Origin of the sequence: Ornithinicoccus halotolerans (assembly GCF_009602535.1) — a bacterium.
Lineage (GTDB): Bacteria > Actinomycetota > Actinomycetes > Actinomycetales > Dermatophilaceae > Ornithinicoccus > Ornithinicoccus halotolerans.
Genome location: NZ_WIQI01000018.1, coordinates 1 through 19,251 on the forward strand (window position 1 = coordinate 1; position 19,251 = coordinate 19,251).

Genomic DNA, 19,251 nt, shown 5'->3' on the forward strand with positions numbered 1-19,251 from the left:
TGCGGCTGCCGGCGACCGGCGGGGACGGCCGCGTGCCCGGCCCGCCGGCGTCCTACCGGCTCGCCGACCCCCACCCGGAGGAGCTCGCCCGCGCCCGGGAGGCCGCCGCCGCGGTCCCGGCGGAGCTGGGGTTCCCCCGCACGCTGGCCACCACGATCGGCGTGGTCGCCACCGACCTGACGCTGGACAAGGCCCGGTGCGCCAAGGTCGCCGGGCTCGCCCACGACGGCCTGGCCCGGGCGGTCGACCCCGTCCACACCATGCTCGACGGCGACACCTTCTTCGCCCTCGCCACCGGTGACCGCCCCGGCCCCGACCTCCCGCTGCTGCAGGAGCTGCTGGTGGCCGCGGCGCGCTGCACGACCCGCGCGGTGGTGCGCGCGGTGCTGGCCGCCGAGACGGTCACGACCGAGGGCGGGAGCTGGCGCTGCTACCGGGACGCCCTCCCGAGCGGCTGCCGGACGAACCCGGCTCCGTAGACTCCCCCCATGTCCCTGACCGCCGACGCACCGGAGCCCGGGCGGGAGTTCGTGCTGACGGTCTCCTGCCCCGACCGGCGCGGGATCGTGCACGCGGTCACCGGCGCGCTGCTCGAGCAGCAGCTGACGATCGCGGACAGCCAGCAGTTCGCCGACCCGACCGCCGGGGAGTTCCACCTACGGATGGAGCTGGTGCGCGAGGGCCAGCCGCTCCCGTTGCCGCGGCTGGAGGCGGCCCTCGCCCCGGTGGCCGAGGAGTTCGCGATGCAGTGGGGGGTGCACGACCGGTCCCGGCAGCACCGGGTGCTGCTCATGGTCAGCCGGCTCGGCCACTGCCTGACCGACCTGCTGTTCCGCGCCCACAGCGGGCAGCTGCCCGTCGAGGTCGTCGGGGCGGTCTCCAACCACGACGACCTGCGCGAGCACGCCCGGTTCTACGGGGTGCCCTTCCACCACGTGCCGGTCACCCCGGACACCAAGGAGCAGGCCGAGCGCCGGCTGCGGGAGGTGGTCACCGAGACCGGCACCGACACCGTCGTCCTCGCCCGGTACATGCAGGTGCTCTCGGCGCGGCTGTGCGCGGAGCTGCCCGGCCGCATCATCAACATCCACCACTCGCTGCTGCCCAGCTTCGCGGGGGCCCGGCCCTACGCCCAGGCTCACGACCGCGGCGTGAAGGTCATCGGCGCCACCGCCCACTACGTCACCGCCGACCTGGACGAGGGGCCGATCATCGAGCAGGACTTCCGCCGGGTGGACCACCGGATGAGCCCGGCCGAGCTGGCCCGCGCCGGCCAGGAGCTGGAGGCGATGGCGCTGGCCAGGGCGGTGCGCTGGCACGTGGAGCACCGCGTGGTGCTCCACGGCCGGCGGACGATCGTGTTCGACTAGACCCGCGAGAGACATCAAGGAGGAGACCCGGCATGGGGTATGCGGAGATGTTCCGGCTGGACGGCCGGCATGCGGTCGTCGTCGGCTGTGGCGGTATCGGCGCCGAGGTCGTGGCAGGCCTGGCCGCGCACGGCGCCCGGGTGAGCTGCCTGGACAAGGACCCGCGGCTCGCCGAGGCGGCGGCACACCGGGCCGGCGCCGAGGGGGGTAGCGGCCACGCTCACCACGAGGCCGACGTCCTGGACGCCCCGGGGCTGGCCCGGCTCGCCGAGCAGCTGGACCCGGTGGACGTGCTGGTGCTGACCGCCGCGGTCAACGTCCGCAAGCGGCTGCTGGACTACACCGAGGAGGAGTTCGAGCGCGTGGTCGGGCTGAACCTGCGTGGGACCTTCCACGGGGTGCGCGCCTTCGCCCCCGCGATGGCCGAGCGGGGGCACGGCTCGGTCATCGTGTTCAGCTCCATCCGGGCGCTGTCGGTCGAGCCCGGGCAGAGCGTCTACTCCGCCACCAAGGCCGGTGCCGTGCAACTGGTGCGCACGCTGGCCGCCGAGCTGGGCCCGAGCGGGGTGCGGGTCAACGCCATCGCCCCGGGCGTGGTGGAGACCCCGCTCACCGCGGCGGTCCAGGCCGACCGCGCCTGGCACGAGGCGTACGCCACCAAGAGCGCACTGGGCCGGTGGGCCCGGCCCGAGGAGATGGTCGGCGCGGCCGTCTACCTGGCCTCGGACGCCGCCAGCTTCGTCACTGGCAGCCAGCTGCTCGTCGACGGCGGCTGGACCGCCGTCGACGGCCGGTTCACCCCGCCGTTCGGGGAGTCGGCATGAGCGCCGCGGGCACCCCGGTCGGGGGCGACGGAACGCCGGTGGGCGACCCGGCCGCTACCGGGCCGGAGACGGGTGACCACCTGGTCGAGGTGCGGATCACCGCGCCGGACGAGCGCACCACCGAGCGGCTGGCCCGGACCCTGCTCGAGCAGCAGCTGGCCGCCTGCGTGCAGGCGATGGGGCCGATCGCCTCGCTCTACAGCTGGCAGGGGGAGGTGCACCGCGACGCGGAGTGGCTGCTGCTGGCCAAGACCGTGGCCTCGGCGTTCCCGCGGCTGTGCGAGGTGGTGCAGGAGGTGCACCCCTACGACGTGCCGGAGATCCTGGCGGTGCCGGTCAGCCACGCGCTGCCGCCGTACGGCGAGTGGGTCATGCGGCACACCCGCGAGGCATGACGAAGGGCCGGCCCATCGGGCCGGCCCTTCGCGTGGAGCGGGCGACGAGAATCGAACTCGCGTATTCAGCTTGGGAAGCTGATGTTCTACCATTGAACTACGCCCGCAGGACGTCAGTGCCGGGTCAGTCTAACCGACGGTCCGGCCGCTGAGACAAACCGGCACCCGTGTCCTCCGCCGCGCCCCCGCGACCCGCTGCCGGCCGCGACCACGGTGCGCAACTGAGCAGTCGCGCGCGTTCCTCACCCGATCGGCGTCCCCACCCGGTGACCAACTCAGCAGTCGCGCGCGTTGGGCACGGGCACGGCGGCTACGCTGTCGCGCGTGCTGCTCTCCGACCGCGACATCCTGGCCGAGGTCGACTCGGGGCGGGTGCGCCTGGACCCCTGGGACCCCGCGATGGTCCAGCCCTCCAGCGTCGACGTCCGGATGGACCGCTACTTCCGGCTGTTCGACAACCACAAGTACGCCGTCATCGACCCGGCCCTGGAGCAGCCGGACCTGACCCGGCTGGTGGAGGTGGAGCGGGGGGAGAGCTTCGTGCTGCACCCCGGGGAGTTCGTGCTCGGGTCCACGCTGGAGTCGGTCAGCCTCCCCGACGACGTAGCGGCCCGCGTCGAGGGCAAGTCCTCCCTCGGCCGCCTCGGGCTGCTCACCCACGCGACGGCCGGGTTCGTGGATCCCGGTTTCACCGGTCACGTCACCCTGGAGCTGTCCAACGTGGCCACGCTGCCGATCGTGCTGCACCCGGGCATGAAGATCGGCCAGCTGTGCTTCTTCCGGCTCACCAGCCCCAGCGAGCACCCCTACGGCTCGCAGGCCAAGGGCTCGCACTACCAGGGTCAGCGCGGCCCGACCGCGAGCCGGTCGTTCCAGAACTTCTACCGCTCCGGGGCCTGAGCGCCGCGGGACGGCACCACGGCCCGGACCCGCAGGCGCCCGGTAGGGTCAGTTCGCATGATCCGCCTGGAAGGCGTGGGCAAGCGGTACCCCGACGGCACGGTCGCGGTGGACGACCTCAGTCTGGAGGCGCCGCGCGGCCGGATCACCGTGCTGGTCGGCCCGAGCGGCTGCGGCAAGACCACGACGCTGCGGATGATCAACCGGATGGTCGAGCCCACCTCCGGGCGGATCCTGGTCGACGGCGAGGACACCGCCGGCATGGACGCGGCCCGGCTGCGCCGCAGCATCGGCTACGTCATCCAGCACGCCGGCCTGTTCCCGCACCGGACCGTCCTCGGCAACGTGATGACCGTCCCGCGGCTGCACGGCTGGTCGCGCGCCCGCGCGCGGGAGCGGGCCCGGGAGGTGCTGGAGCTGGTGGGGCTGGAGCCGGCGCACGCGCGCCGCTACCCCTCGCAGCTCTCCGGCGGCCAGCAGCAGCGGGTGGGCGTGGCCCGCGCGCTCGCGGCCGACCCTGACGTGCTGCTGATGGACGAGCCGTTCAGCGCGGTCGACCCGGTGGTGCGCGGCGGGCTGCAGCAGGAGTTCCTGGCGCTGCAGGAGCGGCTGGGCACGACGATCGTGCTGGTCACCCACGACATCGACGAGGCGATCCGGCTGGGGCACCGGATCGCCGTGCTGCGGGAGGGCGGCACGCTCGCGCAGTTCAGCTCGCCGGCGGACCTGCTGGCCCACCCCGCGGACGACTTCGTCGCTGACTTCGTGGGTGCCGACCGCGGCTACCGGGCGCTCAGCTTCCAGCGCGCCCAGGTGCCGATCCACGCCGAGCAGCCGCTGCGGGAGGGGACCGGGCACGCGCCGGGTAGCGGCGAGGCCTGGCGGCTGGTCATCGACGCCGACGGTCGCCCGCTCGGGTGGCGGCACACCGACGACCCCGAGGAGCGGCTGCGGCTCGGCGGCACGCTGGCCCAGCAGGACGGCACGCTGCGCAGCATGCTGGACGCCGCGCTGTCGGCGCCCAGTGGCCGGGGGGTCGTCGTCGACGACCGGGGTGTGCTGGTCGGCACCGTGCGCGCCGACGAGGTGCTGCGCGCGATCCAGCAGGCGCCCAGGCCGACCGGGGACACCGTCCGGACGGCGGAGGGCACCGAGTGAGCCTGCTCGGCGTCGACCTGGCGACCGTGCTGGAGCTGGGTCAGGACCATCTGCTGCTGGCCGGGGTCCCGTTGCTGGTGGGGCTGGCGCTGGCGATCCCGCTGGGCTGGCTGGCGACCCGCCGCGGCTGGCTGTACCCGCCGCTGGTCGCCGGCACCGGCCTGCTCTACACCATCCCGTCGCTGGCGCTGTTCATCCTGCTGCCCGGCTTCCTCGGCACCCGCATCCTGGACCCGGTCAACGTGCTGGTCGCGATGACCGTCTACACCCTCGCGCTGCTGACGCGGACGGTGGCCGACGCCCTGCTCTCGGTGCCCGGGCACGTCCGGCAGGCGGCGACCGCGATGGGCTACGGGCCGGCGCGCCGGTTCCTGGCCGTGGACCTCCCGCTGGCCGTCCCGGTCATCTCGGCCGGGCTGCGGGTCGCCGCGGTCAGCAACGTCTCCATCGTCTCGGTGGCCGCGCTGGTGGGCGTCTCGCAGCTGGGCTCGCTGTTCACCGACGGCTTCAACCGCAACGCGATGGGCCCGATCGTGGTCGGCGTCATCGGGTGCGTCGTGCTCGCCGTCCTGTTCGACCTGGTCATCCTCCTGGTCACCCGACTGCTGACCCCCTGGAAGGTGAGCGCGTCGTGATGGCCGACGTGCTGGCCTGGCTCACCGACCCCGCCAACTGGAGCGGGCAGGGCGGCATCCCCGCGCAGGCGCTCGCCCACCTGCGCTACTCGGTCATCGCGCTGCTGCTGGCGTGCCTGGTCGCGGTCCCGCTGGGGCTCTACGTCGGCCACACCGGTCGTGGCCGGGTGGTCGCGGTCAACATCGCCGGGGCGTTCCGCGCGATCCCCTCGCTGGGGGTGCTGTTCATCGCCGTGCTGCTGCTGCTGCCCCGGCTGCGCGGGGAGCTGGCGTTCGAGGCACCCAGCATCATCGTGCTCGTCCTGCTGGCGGTCCCGCCGGTGCTGTCCGGCGTCTACGCGGGGATCGAGCAGGTCGACCCGGCCGCCCGCGACGCCGCCCACGGCATGGGCATGCGGCCGTGGCAGGTGCTGGCGCAGGTGGAGGTGCCCTGTGCGCTCCCGCTGGCGATCGCCGGGATCCGCTCGGGCATGCTGCAGATCATCGCGACCGCCACGATCGCCGCGGTCGTCGGGCTCGGCGGGCTGGGCCGCTTCCTCATCGACGGTCAGGCGGTCCGTGACTACCCGCAGATGGCCGGTGGCGCGCTGCTGGTCGCAGCGTTGGCCCTCGGCACCGACCTCGTGCTTGGGTTGGCCCAGCGTGCCGTCGTCTCACCGGGCCTGACCGGGGGGACCGGCCTGCGGGCCCGTAGCGCCACCGCCCTGGACCGCCGGCTCGCCCGCGGCTGAGCACGACCAGCACCGACCGACCTACGGCCCCGACCGACCCCGATCGACCCACCGACCCCGAACCGACGGAGGCAGCCATGAAGCCCACCACCTTTCCCCTCGGCGCCCTGGTCGCCGCCCTGGCGCTGTCCGCCTGCGGTGGCGGCGGGGACCCGCTCGAGGAGGGCGACGGCGACGCCGGCGGCGACACCCAGCCGTCCGGCGACACCGGTGCGACCGGCGGCGGGGTCGGTGGCGACGCCCAGGGCGCGGGGGCGGTGACGGTCGGCTCGGCCAACTTCCCCGGCAACGTGCTGCTGGCGGAGGTCTACGCCGCCGCGCTGGAGGAGGAGGGCGTGGCCGTGGACAAGCGCCTGAACATCGGCAACCGGGAGACCTACATCGCCGGGATCCAGGACGGCTCGATCGACCTGATCCCGGAGTACACCGGCGCGCTGACGCTGTACTTCAACAGCGAGGCCGAGGCCACCGACCCCGAGGGCGTCTACGCCGAGCTGCAGGAGGCGCTGCCGCAGGACCTCACCGTGCTGGAGCCCTCCGAGGCACAGGACAAGGACGCCGTCGTGGTCACCGCCGAGACCGCGGCGGAGCTGGACCTGCAGGCGATCGGCGACCTGGAGCCGCACGCACCCGACATGGTGCTCGGTGGCCCGCCGGAGTGGGAGGAGCGCTACACCGGCGTGCCCGGGCTGCGGGAGGTCTACAGCCTGGAGTTCGCACAGTTCCGTCCGCTGGCGGCCGGCAGCAACCTGACCGCCCAGGCGCTGGCGAACGGCCAGGTCGACGTGGCCAACGTCTTCACCACCGATCCCGCGATCGTCGAGAACGACTTCGTGGTGCTGGAGGACCCCGAGAACCTGTTCGTCGCGCAGAACGTCGTGCCGCTGCTCCGGACCGACGCCCTCACCCCGGCGGTCGAGGAGTCCCTGAACCAGGTGTCGGCCGCGCTCACCACCGACAAGCTCGTCGAGATGATGGTGCAGGTCGTCAGCGAGGGCCAGGACCCTGCTGACGTCGCCCAGGATTTCGTCGACGAGCAGGGCTGAGGGAGTGACCCGCGCTGGGGCGGTGACCCCCGCGGGCGCCGTGGACGTCCGGCAAGAACGCGGAGGCGACGCCTCCGGGGGGCGCCGGGCCGGGCGGTCAGCGGCCCGGGGAGTCGTCCTCGGCTGAGTCCTCCGGCTCGTCGGACTCGGTCGTCGGGTCCGCGGGCCCCGCGCCCGGGTCCGTGGGCCCGCCGGTCGCCAGCTCCTGCTCGACGTCCGGGTCCGGGTGAGCGGCGGTGCCCGGGTGGTCCTCGGTCTCCGGCTCGCCGTCCGCTGCGTCGGTGACCGCCGACTCCCGGCCGCTCGGGGAGTCGACGTCGCCGGTCGCGGCATCGGCGGCGGCCTCACCGGTAGCGGCTGCCTCGCCGCCGGTGTGGACTTCCGACTCGGCGTCACCGGTGGCCGCGCTTCCCGCAGCCCCGCCCTCGGCAGCGCCGACCGCTGCGGCGACCGGCTGCTCCTGCTGGCCGCCGCGGCGTACCGCGGCAAGCAGCATCTGGGCGACGTCGACGACCTCCACCTCGTCCCGGCCCCCGTCGGACTGCTTCTCGGTGAGCCCGTCGGAGAGCATCACCCGGCAGAACGGGCAGCCGATCGCGATCCGGTCGGCACCGGTGTCGAGCGCCTCCTGGGTCCGATTGAGGTTGATCCGGGTGCCCAGCTTCTCCTCCATCCACATCCGGGCGCCGCCGGCACCGCAGCAGAACGAGTTCTCGCCGTGCCGCGGCATCTCCCGCACCTCGACGCCCGGCAGCGCGCCGAGCAGCTCCCGCGGCGGCGCGTAGACGCCGTTGTGGCGCCCGAGGTAGCAGGGGTCGTGGTAGGTCACGCTGCCGGCGGTGGAGGCCACGCCGGCGCTGTCGGCCTCGTCCGGGCGCGCGACGGGGGTGAGTCGCTTCTCCCGGACCAGGCGGTTGAGCAGCTGGGTGTGGTGGACCACCTCGTAGTGGCCGCCCAGCTGCGGGTACTCGTTCTTAATGGTGTTGAAGCAGTGGGCGCAGGTCACCACGATGGCCCCGGCGCCGGCCTCGTTGAGCACCTCGACGTTCTGCTGGGCCAGCATCTGGTAGAGGAACTCGTTGCCGGCGCGGCGGGCCGGGTCGCCGGTGCAGGACTCCCCGTCGCCCAGCACGGCGAAGCTGACCCCCGCGGCGTGCAGCAGCTCGGCGACCGCCCGCGTGGTCTTCTTGGCGCGGTCCTCGTAGGCGCCGGCGCACCCCACCCAGAACAGGTAGTCCACCTCCGAGAGGTCCTCGACGTCAGCCCCCGCCACCTTCACGTCGAAGGGCAGGTCCTTGGCCCAGTCCATCCGGGCCCGTGCCGACATGCCCCAGGGGTTCTGCTTGTTCTCGAGGTTCTTAAACAGCCCGCCCAGCTCGGCGGGGAACGCGGACTCGATCAGGGTCTGGTAGCGGCGCATGTCCACGATCTCGTCCACGTGCTCGATGTCGACCGGGCACTGCTCGACGCAGGCCCCGCAGGTGGTGCACGACCAGAGCACGCTCGGGTCGATGACCGCCCCGCCGTCGGGCACGGTCGGGTCGCCGGTGGTCTCCCCGACCAGCGGGCGCTGCGCCTCGGCCGCGGCCGCGGCCAGCGGGTGGTCCGGCCCACCGGCCAGCGCCTCCTCCCGCTCCTGCTCGGTCGCGGCCAGCCACGGCGCCTTGGCGTGGTGGTGGTTGCGCAGGTTGAGGACCATCATCTTCGGCGAGAGCGGCTTGTCGGTGTGCCAGGCGGGGCACTGCTCCTGGCAGCGGCCGCACTCGGTGCACGTGGAGAAGTCCAGCAGTCCCTTCCAGGTGAAGTCCTCCAGCTTCCCCACGCCCAGGGAGGCGTCCTCGTCGAGCTCCTCGATGTTCTCGAAGTCGACCGGCTCGCCGCCGACCTGGATCGGCTGCAGCTCGCCCAGCGACGTCCGCCCGTCCGCGTGCCGCTTGAGCCAGACGTTCGGGAACGCGAGGAACCGGTGCCAGGCGACCCCCATCGTCGGGGTGAGGGCGATGGTGATCATCCAGGCCATCGAGATGAGGATCTTCAGCAGCGCCACCAGCACGATGGTGGTCTCCAGCGCGCCGGTGGACCACCCGGAGACCGGTCCGGACAGCCAGGCCGTGAGCGGGAAGTGGGCCGGTCCGGCCCACTGCTCACCGGTCCGGCTGCCCAGCTCGTGCTCCATCGCCCGCAGCGCCAGGATGCACAGCCCCACGCCGAGGATCACCAGCTCGACGACGTAGGCCTGCCAGAACGTGGACCCCCAGAACCGGCTGCGCCGGCCCAGGCCGCGGGGGTGCCGCCGCTGGCGGATGACCATCAGGGCCAGGATGCCCAGCACCGCGCCCCAGGCGAACACCTCCAGCAGCCACTCCACCGGCGCCAGGTGGCCGACCACCGGCAGCGCGAACGACGGGGTGAACAGCTGCCCGTAGGCGGTGACCAGGGTGAGGAGCAACAGCCCGAAGGAGATCATCACGACCCAGTGCGCGACCGCGACCAGCGGCTTGCGCGCCATCCGGGTGTGGCCGAACACCTCCCGCACCAGGGTGGCGGTGCGCGGGCCCGGCTGGTCGGTGCGGTCCGGGGCCGGCTGGCCCATCCGGAACCGGGCGACGAAGGCAGCGATGGTGCGTGCGAACAGGGCGACCGCGACCACGGTCACGCTGATCCCGACGACGGCGGCGAGGATCTGCACAGCGGACATGCGCTGATCCTACGGACCAGCGGCCCCCGGCGGCCGGGTCCAGGCCGTGCCCAGGCGTGGAATAACCGGGCGTTGGGTGATGTATAACTGGCGAGGGATCGTGGCCGACTGCCGGCCGCGTCGACGCCCAGCACCGACCCGAAAGGTGGCACCAGGCATATGCCCGTCTACTCCGACATCACCGAGGTCATCGGGGGCACCCCCCTCGTCCGGCTCAACCGGATCACCGAGGGGCTGGACGCCTCGGTCGTGGCCAAGCTGGAGTCGCACAACCCAGCCGCCTCCGTGAAGGACCGGATCGGCGCCGCGATCATCGACGCCGCCGTCGAGGCCGGCGAGCTGCAGCCCGGCGGCACCATCGTCGAGGGCACCTCGGGCAACACCGGCATCGCCCTGGCGATGGTGGGCGCTGCCCGCGGCTACCACGTGGTGCTGGCGATGCCGGACACGATGAGCCTGGAGCGGCGGGGCCTGCTGCGCGCCTACGGCGCCGAGCTGGTGCTCACCCCGGGCTCCGAGGGGATGAAGGGCGCGGTCGCCAAGGCCGAGGAGATCGCCCAGGAGCGCGGTGCGGTCCGGGCCCGCCAGTTCGCCAACCCGGCCAACACCAAGGTCCACTACGAGACGACCGGGCCGGAGGTCTGGAAGGACACCGACGGGGCGATCGACGTGTTCGTCGCCGGTGTGGGCACCGGCGGGACGATCACCGGAGCGGGCCGGTTCCTGCGCGAGCAGAAGCCGGACGTGCACCTGGCGGTCGTGGAGCCGGCCGACTCCCCGATCCTCACCGGCGGCCAGCCCGGGCCGCACAAGATCCAGGGGCTGGGCGCCAACTTCGTGCCCGAGATCCTGGACACCGAGCTCTACGACGAGGTGCTCGACGTCACGCTGGACGACGCGGTCAGCACCGCGCGTGACCTGGCGACCAAGGAAGGCATCCTGGCCGGCATCTCCAGCGGCGCCAACGTCTGGGCCGCGCTGCAGATCGCGGCCCGGCCGGAGATGGCGGGCAAGCAGATCGTCGTCGTGATCCCCAGCTTCGGCGAGCGCTACCTGTCCACCGTGCTGTTCGAGGGGCTGCGCGACTGATGCTGCGCACGCAGACCGCGCGTCCCGCACGGCGGGCGGGGCTGCGACGTGCCCTCGGGCGCCGGTGGGGACTGGGGCTGCACCGGCTCCGGGAGGACCTGGAGGCGGCGGTGGCCCGCGACCCCGCCACCGACAGCCGCTGGGAGATGGCGCTCGCCTCGCCTGGGCTGCACGCGGTCTGGACGCACCGGGTCGCCCACGCGATGTGGAACCGGGGCGGTCCGGTGCGGCTGCCCGCCCGGCTGCTGTCGCAGGCCTCCCGCACCCTTACCGGCGTGGAGATTCACCCTGGGGCCCGGATCGGCCGGCGGGTGTTCATCGACCACGGCATGGGGGTCGTGATCGGCGAGACCGCCGAGGTGGGCGACGACGTGCTGATGTACCACGGCGTCACGCTGGGTGGCCGCTCGCTGAACCCGGTCAAGCGCCATCCCACCGTCGGCAGCGGCGTCACCCTCGGCGCCGGCGCCCGGCTGATCGGCCCGGTCGTGGTGGGCAACGGCGCGTCGGTGGGCGCCAACGCGGTCGTGGTCCGGGACGTGCCGGCCGGCGCGGTCGCGGTCGGGGTCCCGGCGACGATCAAGGCGGCTGCCGCCCGCGACTCCGTCGAGGACGACCCGGCCCTCTGGATCTAGGTCACGACGAGAGTCCCTCACAGCGCGAGGAGGGCCGGTCCGATCGGACCGGCCCTCCTCACGTTCGTCGGCCTCGCGCCGGTCACGGCACGGGCTGGCGCTCAGCGGCTCAGGGGAGCCGCTCCTCCCCGGGACCGAATCCGCTGGTGTCAACCGTGGCGGTCCCGTCCGGGTCGAGGCTGCCGGTCGGGTTGTCGTAGGACCCGTCCTGGTCGGTGCTCTCGTGGCCGCTGACCTTGGACTTGGCCCGGTCGGCGGCCCCCCGGGCGGAGCCGGTCATTTTGGAGGCGACCTGCGGCGCCTGCTGGCGCACGTCCTCCACCCTGGTCTGGACCCGGGGGTCGCCCCAGACCTTGTTGGCCTGCTCGGTGATCTGCTCGTACCGCTCCCGGCCCGCGCGGGCGCCGAGGACGTAGCCGATCCCGGCGCCCACCAACAGCATCAGCTTACGCATGGTGACTCCTTCACGTCGTGGACTGAACCATCCGACTCGACAGTACCCCGGCACCCGGTCGGCAGCCATTCGTGCGCCCGGCGGCAGGCCACGGCTGGCGGAGGGTGTGGGATTCGAACCCACGGACGCTCTCGCGTCGGGCGCTTTCAAGGCGCCTGCACTCGGCCACTATGCGAACCCTCCACGGTCACGGCCACGGCCGCTCCCGGCTGTGGACGCGATGTCATTGTGGCACCGCGTGGCTGGTACCGTGGTGCCCGGTTGTTGTAGCAGTTCCTCGCAGTAAGCGCACGAGTCGCGGAAGGCGCCCCGGTCCGACCGGGTCCCGCCCCGCGGCAGTTGGTCAGCAGTTCTGGGCATGGTCCAGGTCCGTGGGGGGTGTCACCTCAGCCGCACCCTCGTGAAGTGCGAGGGCTCGCATCGCAACATCTGAGGAAAGAGGTCCCTATGGCACAGGGCACCGTGAAGTGGTTCAACGCGGAGAAGGGCTTCGGCTTCATCGCACAGGACGGTGGCGGCCCGGACGTGTTCGTCCACTATTCGGCCATCCAGAGCAATGGCTACAAGACCCTGGAGGAGGCCCAGCGCGTCGAGTTCGACGTCACGCAGAGCCCCAAGGGTCCGCAGGCGGACGCCGTTCGCCCGGTCTGACGCTCTCGGGGTAGCGGCTCAGCCGCCATCCCAGGAAACGGCCCCCGGACCAGCTGGTCCGGGGGCCGTTCTCATGCCCTGGCCGGCACCCAGCCCGCTCAGCAGACGGCGCCGACGTCGGCGAGCTGGTCCGTGGGCTCCTCGTCCTCCTGCTCCTGGGCCTCCTCTGGCGGGGTCGGCTCGGCCTGGCCGGTCTCCTCCTCGTCCGCCGTGGCAGTGGCGCCGCCGGTGTCCTGGCCGGGGGACGCCGTGGCCGCCGGCGGCTCGGGCGGCTCGATCGCCCGCTGCACCCGGGCGCGGATCCGGTCGAAGTCGGGGTCGGCGACGTTGGTGTTCTCGATGGTGAACGGCAGGCTCTGGATGGTCCCGTTCTGGACCCGCTCCACCAGCTGGGCCCACGCGGGCAGGTCCCCGGTGTCGATGTCGACCGAGACGTTGTCACCGGCCGCGGCGGCGATCTGCGGGTAGCGCTGCAGCATCGACAGCGGGTTGACCTGGTCGACCAGTGCCGCGACGACGCACCGCTGGCGGCGCATCCGGGAGAAGTCGTCGGTGGTGACCCGCGACCGGGCGTACCAGAGGGCCTGCCGCCCGTTGAGGTGCTGCGGGCCCTCCTCGATCCAGCCGTTCTCGGTGCCGGGCACCAGGTAGGTGTTGCCCTGGGCGTCGGTGGCGTTGACTCCGCCCATGGGGACCCGCTCCTGGACGTTGATGTGCACCCCGCCCATCGCGTCGACCAGGTCCTGGAAGCCGGCGAGGTTCACGATGACGGTGTGCTGGATCGGCAGCCCCAGCACCGCCGAGAGCACCTCCCGCGTGGCGACCAGGCCGGGTTCGGTGTCCCCGGGATAGAGCCCGGGGTGTTCCTCGGCGTGCGCCTCGGCCTCGGTCCAGATGCCGTTCATCAGGCACTCGGCCCCACAGTCGTAGCCGTTGGGCCACTTCTGGGCCAGCGGGAGACTGGCCGGGATCGGGACGTCCTCCAGGTTGCGCGGCACGCTGAACATGACCATGTCCCCGGACTGGGTGTCGACGCTGGCCACGATCATCGAGTCGGTGCGCAGCCCCTCTCGGTTGTCACCCGCGTCCGAGCCGAGCAGGAGCACGTTGACCCGCTCCAGGTGAGCCCACGGGTCCTCCTCCTCCATGTTGGGCCGCTCGGTCGCCGCCGGGCCGTCCGCGGAGGGCACGAAGATCTTGTCCACCGCCGCCGTGTGCGCGCCGATGTACCACAGCCCGACGGCCACGGGCGCTGCCAGCACCAGGCACATCAGGGCGGTGAAGCCGGCCAGCGCGCCTCGCTGGGTGCCGGTCATCGGGCGAGGTCGGGCGGTCACCGCGGTCAGCACGACGGTCCCGGCCCAGCCCAAGGCACCCACGACCAGCAGGACGGCCACGGTCCGCAGCATCCCGGGCCGCGTCGCGACGTCCAGGGCCGACGTCAGCGCACCGTTGCGGACGACCCAGCCCACGAGCAGCAGCACGCCCAGCAGCGCGGCGGCGACCAGCACCCATCCCAGCACCCGGTACCGCGTCCGGGTCAGGCCCGCGCCTGGGAGCACCGTGCCGATGGCCGTGAGCCCCAGCGCCCGCGGCAGCCCCCCGCGCCCGGCGGGGCCACGCGGCGGCGGAGAGGCGGGTTGCGGGCCGCGCCGGCCGCCCCCGTGGTACTCGGCGCGCGTCAGCCCGGGGAGGACTTCTCCTGGGCTCTCCTCGCGGGGGCCCTCGTCCCGCCCCGGACCACCGGAGGCGTCGTCGGGACCGCGGCCACCGTCGTCGGGACCACGCCCACGACCGGCGCCGCCCAGCGGCGGCAGGAACGACATCGACTCCAGAACCCTCTCCACGACACAGGACGACGGCGCCCGAGAAGCCCGGGACCACCTTTTGGTGGATGGGCCCGCCCCCGGGTACCCTGAACGCCGTTCCGTGCAGGGTACCCCGGGTACCCCGGCGGGACGTGGAGGCGTCGCCTAGTCTGGTCTATGGCGCCCGCCTGCTAAGCGGGTTTGGGGCTACAACCCCATCGAGGGTTCAAATCCCTCCGCCTCCGCCCACCGGTGCCGAGCGCACCGAACCCCCGGAGCCTGTCGGCGCCGGGGGTTTGTTGGTCTGTGTGCTCGGTGGGGGACCGGTCGTGTCGCCGCTACCTGGCGGGTGCCTCGGCTCAGGACTGCTCGTCCTGCTCGCGGCCGTCGTCCGTGGGGTCCGAGTCCGAGTCGGAGGCCTCCTCCTCGCGGCTGTCGCCGTTGTCGTCCTGGTCCTCGACGGCGTCGGCCTGCTCGTCGGCCTCCTTGATCTCGTCGGGGCCGCCCCGGCGGATCCGAGCGTCCAGCTCGTCGACGATCTCTTCGGCGTTGCTGCCTGGTGGGAGCGGCTGGTCCGCCACGAGGGGCTTGCTGCTGCCCTCTCCGGGCGCGGTGGGCCGTGCGTCCATGACACGCTCCTCGACTCGGTGGTCGTGTCCTCGTCTACCGGTTCCCACCGTAGCGGCCCAGCGCGGATCCGCACGGTGGGCGAGGGGCGTGCCGCTTACAGTGGCTGCGTGCCCCCGGAGCTGGTCTACCTCATCATCGGGCTCGGGCTGCTCCTGGCCACCGTGCTTCCCAAGATGCTGCACGGCCGGGCGATGTCGGTGCCCATGGTGGTGCTGGGCTTCGGGGTGGTAGTCGGCCTGCTGGTGCCTGGCGACGACCCGATGTCGCCGATCCTCAACGCCCAGGCCACCGCCCACCTGGCGGAGGCCACGGTGATCGTCTCGCTCATGGGGGTGGGCCTGGCGCTGGAGCGGCCGCTGGGGTGGCGGCGCTGGCGGGTGACCTGGCGGCTGCTGGGCCTGGCGATGCCGCTGTGCATCGCCGGGGTCGCGCTGCTCGGCTGGTGGTCGATGGGGCTAACCGTGCCCGCGGCCGTCCTGCTGGGGGCAGTGCTCGCCCCGACCGACCCGGTGCTGGCCTCCGAGGTGCAGGTCCCGCCGCCGACGACGCCGGGAGAGGGCGGTTCGGACGTCGAGGACGGGGACAACGACGAGGTGCGCTTCGCGCTGACCTCCGAGGCCGGCCTCAACGACGCGCTGGCTTTCCCGTTCGTCTACCTGGGGCTGTTCCTCATGGGTCGCGGCAGCATCAGCGACTGGGGACTGGAGTGGGTGCTGTGGACCCTCGTCGGCAAGATCCTGCTGGGCGCGGCGGTCGGCTGGTTCGCCGGGCTGGCGCTGGGCCGAATGGCGTTCTGGAGCCGGGTTCCGCTGCTGCGCCTCGCTGAGATCGGCAACCCGTTGCTGGCCCTGGCCGCCACCTTCGCCGTCTACGGGCTGACCGAGCTGATCGGCGGCTACGGCTTCCTCGCCGTCTTCGCGGCCGCCCTCGGGATCCGGTCGGTCGAGCGCAGTCACCACTATCACCAGCAGCTGCACGAGCTGGTCGAGCAGCTGGAGGCGATCCTGACGCTTGTGGTGCTGCTGATGCTGGGTGCCGCGCTGAGCGCCGGGCTGCTGCTGGAGCTGGACTGGCCCGCCGTGCTGGTCGGTGTGGCGTTCCTGTTCGTGGTGCGCCCCGCCGCGGGCTGGCTGTCGCTGCTCGGGACGCCGGACCTCAGCCGGAGCGAGCGTTGGACGGTCGCCGGGTTCGGGGTGCGCGGTATCGGCTCGGTGTTCTACCTGTCCTATGCACTGAGCAGCGAGTACGTCGCCGAGGGGCTGCAGCTGTGGGGCGTTGTGGCGTTCACGATCGTGCTCTCGGTCGTGGTCCACGGCGTCGCCGCGACGCCGGTGATGACCTCGCTGGACCGGCTCCGTCGCGGCAGGTCGGCGGCGGCCTGAGACGATTTCTCCCGGTGGCCGAGGGTCGGGTACAGTGGTCCGGCGTTGCCTCCTGGCGACGGGCGCCCGTAGCTCAACGGATAGAGCATCTGACTACGGATCAGAAGGTTTGGGGTTCGAATCCCTACGGGCGCGCCCATCTGAGCAGGTCCACCTCCGTGGCAGATCCCTCCTCTCAACCAACGCAAATGCTATTCCGCACACCGGTGTTCCGTGGACTCCGCAGGCCCTGCTGCGGGGGCCTCGCGCCACCATGCCTCGCGTGTCCGCGCACATGGACAGACGCCCGCATTTGTGTCCGGTGTGGCCGCCGCCGGTCAGGACCCGGCAGGGGAACTCCCCGCTGCCCCTCCTGACGCTCTGCTCCGCTGCCGAGAACCCCTAGCTGCCTCTGCGATGTGGGAGGCACTACCCACTCGGACGGCCACCGCCCAGGGGAAACGACTCCAACCTGGAGGTTGTTCGTGCCGGTCGTGACGACGCGGTGTGCCCCGCGGCGTCAGAACACCTAGTGATTTCCCGGCACGCCGTAGACACATGAACGTCTCCGTCGGCAGTTCGGTGAAGGCGCGGCCCATGCAACGCCTTGAATGACCGGGATGCCGGCACTGGCGGTGACCAACAGGAAATTATCCAGTTCAGTCCCCCACCCTCCATGGGGATGGTCGCCACAGCGGTACGACCAGGGTGTCTCTCCAGCCGCTGCAACGACGCCGCGGGGCGCGTCCCACTGCGGTCTGCGCCGGCTCTACCCCGCTCGTCGGAGTCCCACGCGCGGAAGGGTGACATGGGAGGGCCACGTCGTGGACATAGATCGACTCACCAAGCATCTGATTACAAGACACCCAGGCGAAAGCCGCTGACCTGGGCATATCGCACGGAACAGCAGGCGATGGGCGCTTTCGTGCAACATACGTGCATCATCGATGACTCCTCGTGGCTCGATCTGACTTGCGGCCGAGCGCACGAGTGGTTACGAGCCTCTCCCAGCCCCTCCATTGGCACGCGTTGACCAGCCTTCAGCAGGCCCGTGGTGCCACACGAATCTGGTGCTGAGCAATGACCCTACCGGGCACCTGACCGTCTGGAGGAGACTGGCTGCCCCTGCTCACCAAGGGAACCCCTCACGGCGTCGGTACAAAGCGGCGCAGTCAGCATTGGGAATCGGCGGACATACGAACACCGAGTGCCGAGTCGACAAGCCACTGGAACGGCTGACATCAAGGGGGCACGGTTGCCTCCCATGCCCGGGAGATGGACTCGCCCAGGTTCCGGATGACCGCTTACGGCGATCCGCGCGACCTTGTCCGTGTATCCCGGACGGTGCCACACTCGATCATGGGTGAGACGCACAGGGTGGCGGTCATCTACGGGCATGACCCGGCGGGGGTCAGCACGGAGGGCCCTGTTCCCTCCGACGACGCGGTGCGGCGCGTGGTCGAGGCCGGGCCGTGGTCGGTGACCAAGTTCTGGCTCGAGAACGTCCCCGGGCTCGCGATCGAGACGACGTGGTTCCTACGTGTGGTCGAGATCTCTCCCGACAGAACCCCGCTCGAGGACGGCCGCATCCCACGCTCAAGGTTGATAGACGCGGCTGTGTCGGCAGCGTTTCTCCAGCGGGGACTGCGCCGGGAAGACTTCGACCACGTCTTCGTGGTCGTGCACGGCGGTGACGCGATCGAGTGGGGCGGCTGGGGAGCTGACGCGGTCGTCCTCACGACGAACGACCACAGCACTGTGTGCCATGAGTTCGGGCACGTCCTGGGCTTTGACCACTCCCGGGGCTTCTTCGGTAAGGAGGCATCTTCGACGACGACTACGGCAGCCGCTACGACGTCATGGCCGTTCCTAACGACTTCGCGCTCAGCGACCCGCTGGACTACTTCCCGTACGGAGGGGCCAACGCGGGACCGATGGTGGCGCGGGCGAACATCTTCTTCAAGAAGCCTCACCTGATGCGGGAGGCCGCCTGGCGCGCCGTGCTGGTCGAGCGCGTCAGAGGTTGGGAGCGAGGCCGTGGAGGCTGGCAACGCTAGGTCCTGTGCGCCGTCTGCCACCCGGCTCTCAATCGGATGGCGCACCCAAACCGGCGTGCTTAGCTTCCTACCCGTCAATCTCATCTGCGTCCACATGCCGGCCGGTGACGGCACCCCCATCCGTCCCTCCTCCGCACAAGCCCGCGATGCGCGGTCGTGACATCGCTCATCCGGCCGATGTCCGGATGCTCGTGAGCGTCCTCACTATCGCCCGACACGCCGATGGGTGGATGCCTTCATACTCTTCTCGCATGGCCCCGGGTCCTAGCACCTGATGCTCACGAACGTGCCGGTGGCTGACCACCAGGCGCGCCAACGTTGCTGAAGCAGATGCCCTTCGCGATCGCCTCTTGTCTTCCTGTTGAGCGACTGCTAGCGGGAACCGTCGGCGCCATGCCACCATGGACTCGAGCCTACAAGCACCCTTTGGAAATGGCGCTTGCCTTATTATCATTCCCATTTCTAAAGGCAGATGCTTGCACGCGGAGATCGGAGGCAAAGTACGCGACGGAAGATGCATAGTCTCATCGCATAGGAGTGTGTGCAACCCCCTCCTAGGTCCAGGCCTGAGTGGTAACGCCCTCAAGAGTCGTACCCTCTACCTCTTGGTCAGTGCGCAGTGGATCGGACAGGGATGTGAAGGAGAATGAACCGACATGAGGAACCGCTTCGTGAGTTCCGGCATCTTGCTGAACTGTACCCGGGAGACTGTCTCATGGGCCACGCTGTCGGCACGGAGAAGTGGCTGAGCTCATCGAGTAGGCAACTTCGAGCAGCGGAGGTCATGAAGGCGGTCGAGGCACTTGAGG

19 protein-coding genes and 4 tRNA genes are annotated in these 19,251 nt (G+C 71.7%); 16 read left to right on the forward strand and 7 right to left on the reverse strand.

Going from position 1 to position 19,251, the window contains the following annotated elements; translation table 11 throughout:
- The 4 genes from GFJ45_RS05580 to cutA form a co-directional block, all read left to right on the forward strand.
- A partial coding sequence (locus GFJ45_RS05580; RefSeq protein WP_194288532.1) for a P1 family peptidase occupies positions 1 to 479 on the forward strand: 479 nt, incomplete at its 5' end.
- A gap of 9 nt (positions 480 to 488) precedes the next feature.
- Positions 489 to 1,370, forward strand: a complete 882-nt coding sequence (gene purU / locus GFJ45_RS05585) for a formyltetrahydrofolate deformylase (RefSeq protein ID WP_153395036.1) — start codon at positions 489 to 491, stop codon at positions 1,368 to 1,370.
- 32 nt (positions 1,371 to 1,402) lie between these two features.
- The gene (locus GFJ45_RS05590) at positions 1,403 to 2,194 is read left to right on the forward strand and encodes an SDR family NAD(P)-dependent oxidoreductase (RefSeq protein WP_153395039.1); all 792 of its coding nucleotides are present in this window, start codon (positions 1,403 to 1,405) and stop codon (positions 2,192 to 2,194) included.
- Positions 2,191 to 2,589 carry a divalent-cation tolerance protein CutA gene (cutA, locus tag GFJ45_RS05595; protein ID WP_153395041.1) on the forward strand — a complete coding sequence of 133 codons (399 nt, stop codon included), beginning with the start codon at positions 2,191 to 2,193 and terminating at the stop codon, positions 2,587 to 2,589. The genes GFJ45_RS05590 and cutA overlap by 4 nt, the downstream gene beginning before the upstream one ends.
- A gap of 33 nt (positions 2,590 to 2,622) precedes the next feature.
- Here the strand turns inward: cutA and GFJ45_RS05600 are convergent.
- Positions 2,623 to 2,696 (reverse strand) — tRNA-Gly (locus GFJ45_RS05600).
- A gap of 217 nt (positions 2,697 to 2,913) precedes the next feature.
- Between GFJ45_RS05600 and dcd the strand changes: the two genes are divergently transcribed.
- From dcd to GFJ45_RS05625, 5 genes are all read left to right on the forward strand, one after another.
- Positions 2,914 to 3,489 carry a dCTP deaminase gene (dcd, locus tag GFJ45_RS05605; RefSeq protein ID WP_153395043.1) on the forward strand — a complete coding sequence of 192 codons (576 nt, stop codon included), beginning with the start codon at positions 2,914 to 2,916 and terminating at the stop codon, positions 3,487 to 3,489.
- Between the two features lie 57 nt (positions 3,490 to 3,546).
- Complete coding sequence (locus tag GFJ45_RS05610) at positions 3,547 to 4,647, forward strand: ABC transporter ATP-binding protein (RefSeq protein WP_153395045.1); 1,101 nt, start codon at positions 3,547 to 3,549, stop codon at positions 4,645 to 4,647.
- Positions 4,644 to 5,282, forward strand: a complete 639-nt coding sequence (locus GFJ45_RS05615; RefSeq protein WP_153395047.1) for an ABC transporter permease — start codon at positions 4,644 to 4,646, stop codon at positions 5,280 to 5,282. Before GFJ45_RS05610 ends, GFJ45_RS05615 begins: the two co-directional genes overlap by 4 nt.
- Positions 5,282 to 6,013 carry an ABC transporter permease gene (locus tag GFJ45_RS05620; RefSeq protein WP_194288536.1) on the forward strand — a complete coding sequence of 244 codons (732 nt, stop codon included), beginning with the start codon at positions 5,282 to 5,284 and terminating at the stop codon, positions 6,011 to 6,013. Before GFJ45_RS05615 ends, GFJ45_RS05620 begins: the two co-directional genes overlap by 1 nt.
- Positions 6,014 to 6,090: 77 nt before the next feature.
- The gene (locus GFJ45_RS05625) at positions 6,091 to 7,059 is read left to right on the forward strand and encodes an ABC transporter substrate-binding protein (RefSeq protein WP_153395049.1); all 969 of its coding nucleotides are present in this window, start codon (positions 6,091 to 6,093) and stop codon (positions 7,057 to 7,059) included.
- Between the two features lie 97 nt (positions 7,060 to 7,156).
- Here GFJ45_RS05625 and GFJ45_RS05630 read toward each other — a convergent pair whose 3' ends face one another.
- Positions 7,157 to 9,757 (reverse strand): 4Fe-4S dicluster domain-containing protein, encoded by a 2,601-nt coding sequence (locus tag GFJ45_RS05630; RefSeq protein WP_153395051.1) that lies wholly within the window; start codon positions 9,755 to 9,757, stop codon positions 7,157 to 7,159.
- 159 nt (positions 9,758 to 9,916) lie between these two features.
- Between GFJ45_RS05630 and cysK the strand changes: the two genes are divergently transcribed.
- On the forward strand, positions 9,917 to 10,846 hold the full coding sequence (gene cysK, locus GFJ45_RS05635; RefSeq protein WP_153395052.1) for a cysteine synthase A: 930 nt from the start codon (positions 9,917 to 9,919) through the stop codon (positions 10,844 to 10,846).
- Entirely contained in the window at positions 10,846 to 11,481 is a 636-nt protein-coding gene (epsC, locus tag GFJ45_RS05640; RefSeq protein WP_153395053.1) for a serine O-acetyltransferase EpsC, read from the forward strand. Before cysK ends, epsC begins: the two co-directional genes overlap by 1 nt.
- Before the next feature lie 109 nt (positions 11,482 to 11,590).
- Here the strand turns inward: epsC and GFJ45_RS05645 are convergent, their stop codons facing one another.
- Positions 11,591 to 11,935, reverse strand: coding sequence for a YtxH domain-containing protein (locus tag GFJ45_RS05645; protein ID WP_194288533.1), 345 nt, complete (start codon positions 11,933 to 11,935; stop codon positions 11,591 to 11,593).
- A 95-nt stretch (positions 11,936 to 12,030) separates the two neighbouring features.
- Positions 12,031 to 12,118 (reverse strand) — tRNA-Ser (locus GFJ45_RS05650).
- A gap of 264 nt (positions 12,119 to 12,382) precedes the next feature.
- On the opposite strand from GFJ45_RS05650, the gene GFJ45_RS05655 reads away from it, so the two are divergent.
- Positions 12,383 to 12,586: a cold-shock protein gene (locus GFJ45_RS05655; RefSeq protein ID WP_153395054.1), complete on the forward strand. Its 204-nt coding sequence runs from the start codon at positions 12,383 to 12,385 to the stop codon at positions 12,584 to 12,586.
- Positions 12,587 to 12,684: 98 nt separating this feature from the next.
- On the opposite strand, the gene GFJ45_RS05660 is transcribed toward GFJ45_RS05655, so the two are convergent.
- Positions 12,685 to 14,433, reverse strand: a complete 1,749-nt coding sequence (locus GFJ45_RS05660) for an LCP family protein (RefSeq protein WP_153395055.1) — start codon at positions 14,431 to 14,433, stop codon at positions 12,685 to 12,687.
- A gap of 115 nt (positions 14,434 to 14,548) precedes the next feature.
- On the opposite strand from GFJ45_RS05660, the gene GFJ45_RS05665 reads away from it, so the two are divergent.
- A tRNA-Ser gene (locus GFJ45_RS05665) sits at positions 14,549 to 14,639 on the forward strand.
- A gap of 114 nt (positions 14,640 to 14,753) precedes the next feature.
- Here the strand turns inward: GFJ45_RS05665 and GFJ45_RS05670 are convergent.
- Positions 14,754 to 15,023, reverse strand: a complete 270-nt coding sequence (locus GFJ45_RS05670; RefSeq protein WP_153395056.1) for a hypothetical protein — start codon at positions 15,021 to 15,023, stop codon at positions 14,754 to 14,756.
- 108 nt (positions 15,024 to 15,131) lie between these two features.
- Here GFJ45_RS05670 and GFJ45_RS05675 point away from each other — a divergent pair, with 108 nt between their 5' ends.
- Together GFJ45_RS05675 and GFJ45_RS05680 are read left to right on the forward strand one after the other, a co-directional pair.
- Positions 15,132 to 16,406, forward strand: coding sequence for a cation:proton antiporter (locus GFJ45_RS05675; RefSeq protein WP_228386561.1), 1,275 nt, complete (start codon positions 15,132 to 15,134; stop codon positions 16,404 to 16,406).
- 62 nt (positions 16,407 to 16,468) lie between these two features.
- Positions 16,469 to 16,541: transfer RNA gene (locus GFJ45_RS05680), tRNA-Arg, on the forward strand.
- Between the two features lie 1,440 nt (positions 16,542 to 17,981).
- Here GFJ45_RS05680 and GFJ45_RS16300 read toward each other — a convergent pair.
- A complete protein-coding gene (locus GFJ45_RS16300) occupies positions 17,982 to 18,182 on the reverse strand; it encodes a hypothetical protein (protein WP_194288534.1) in 201 nt (66 codons plus the stop codon).
- A 62-nt stretch (positions 18,183 to 18,244) separates the two neighbouring features.
- On the opposite strand from GFJ45_RS16300, the gene GFJ45_RS05685 reads away from it, so the two are divergent.
- Positions 18,245 to 18,442: a hypothetical protein gene (locus tag GFJ45_RS05685; RefSeq protein ID WP_153395057.1), complete on the forward strand. Its 198-nt coding sequence runs from the start codon at positions 18,245 to 18,247 to the stop codon at positions 18,440 to 18,442.
- Positions 18,443 to 19,251 lie beyond the last annotated feature (809 nt).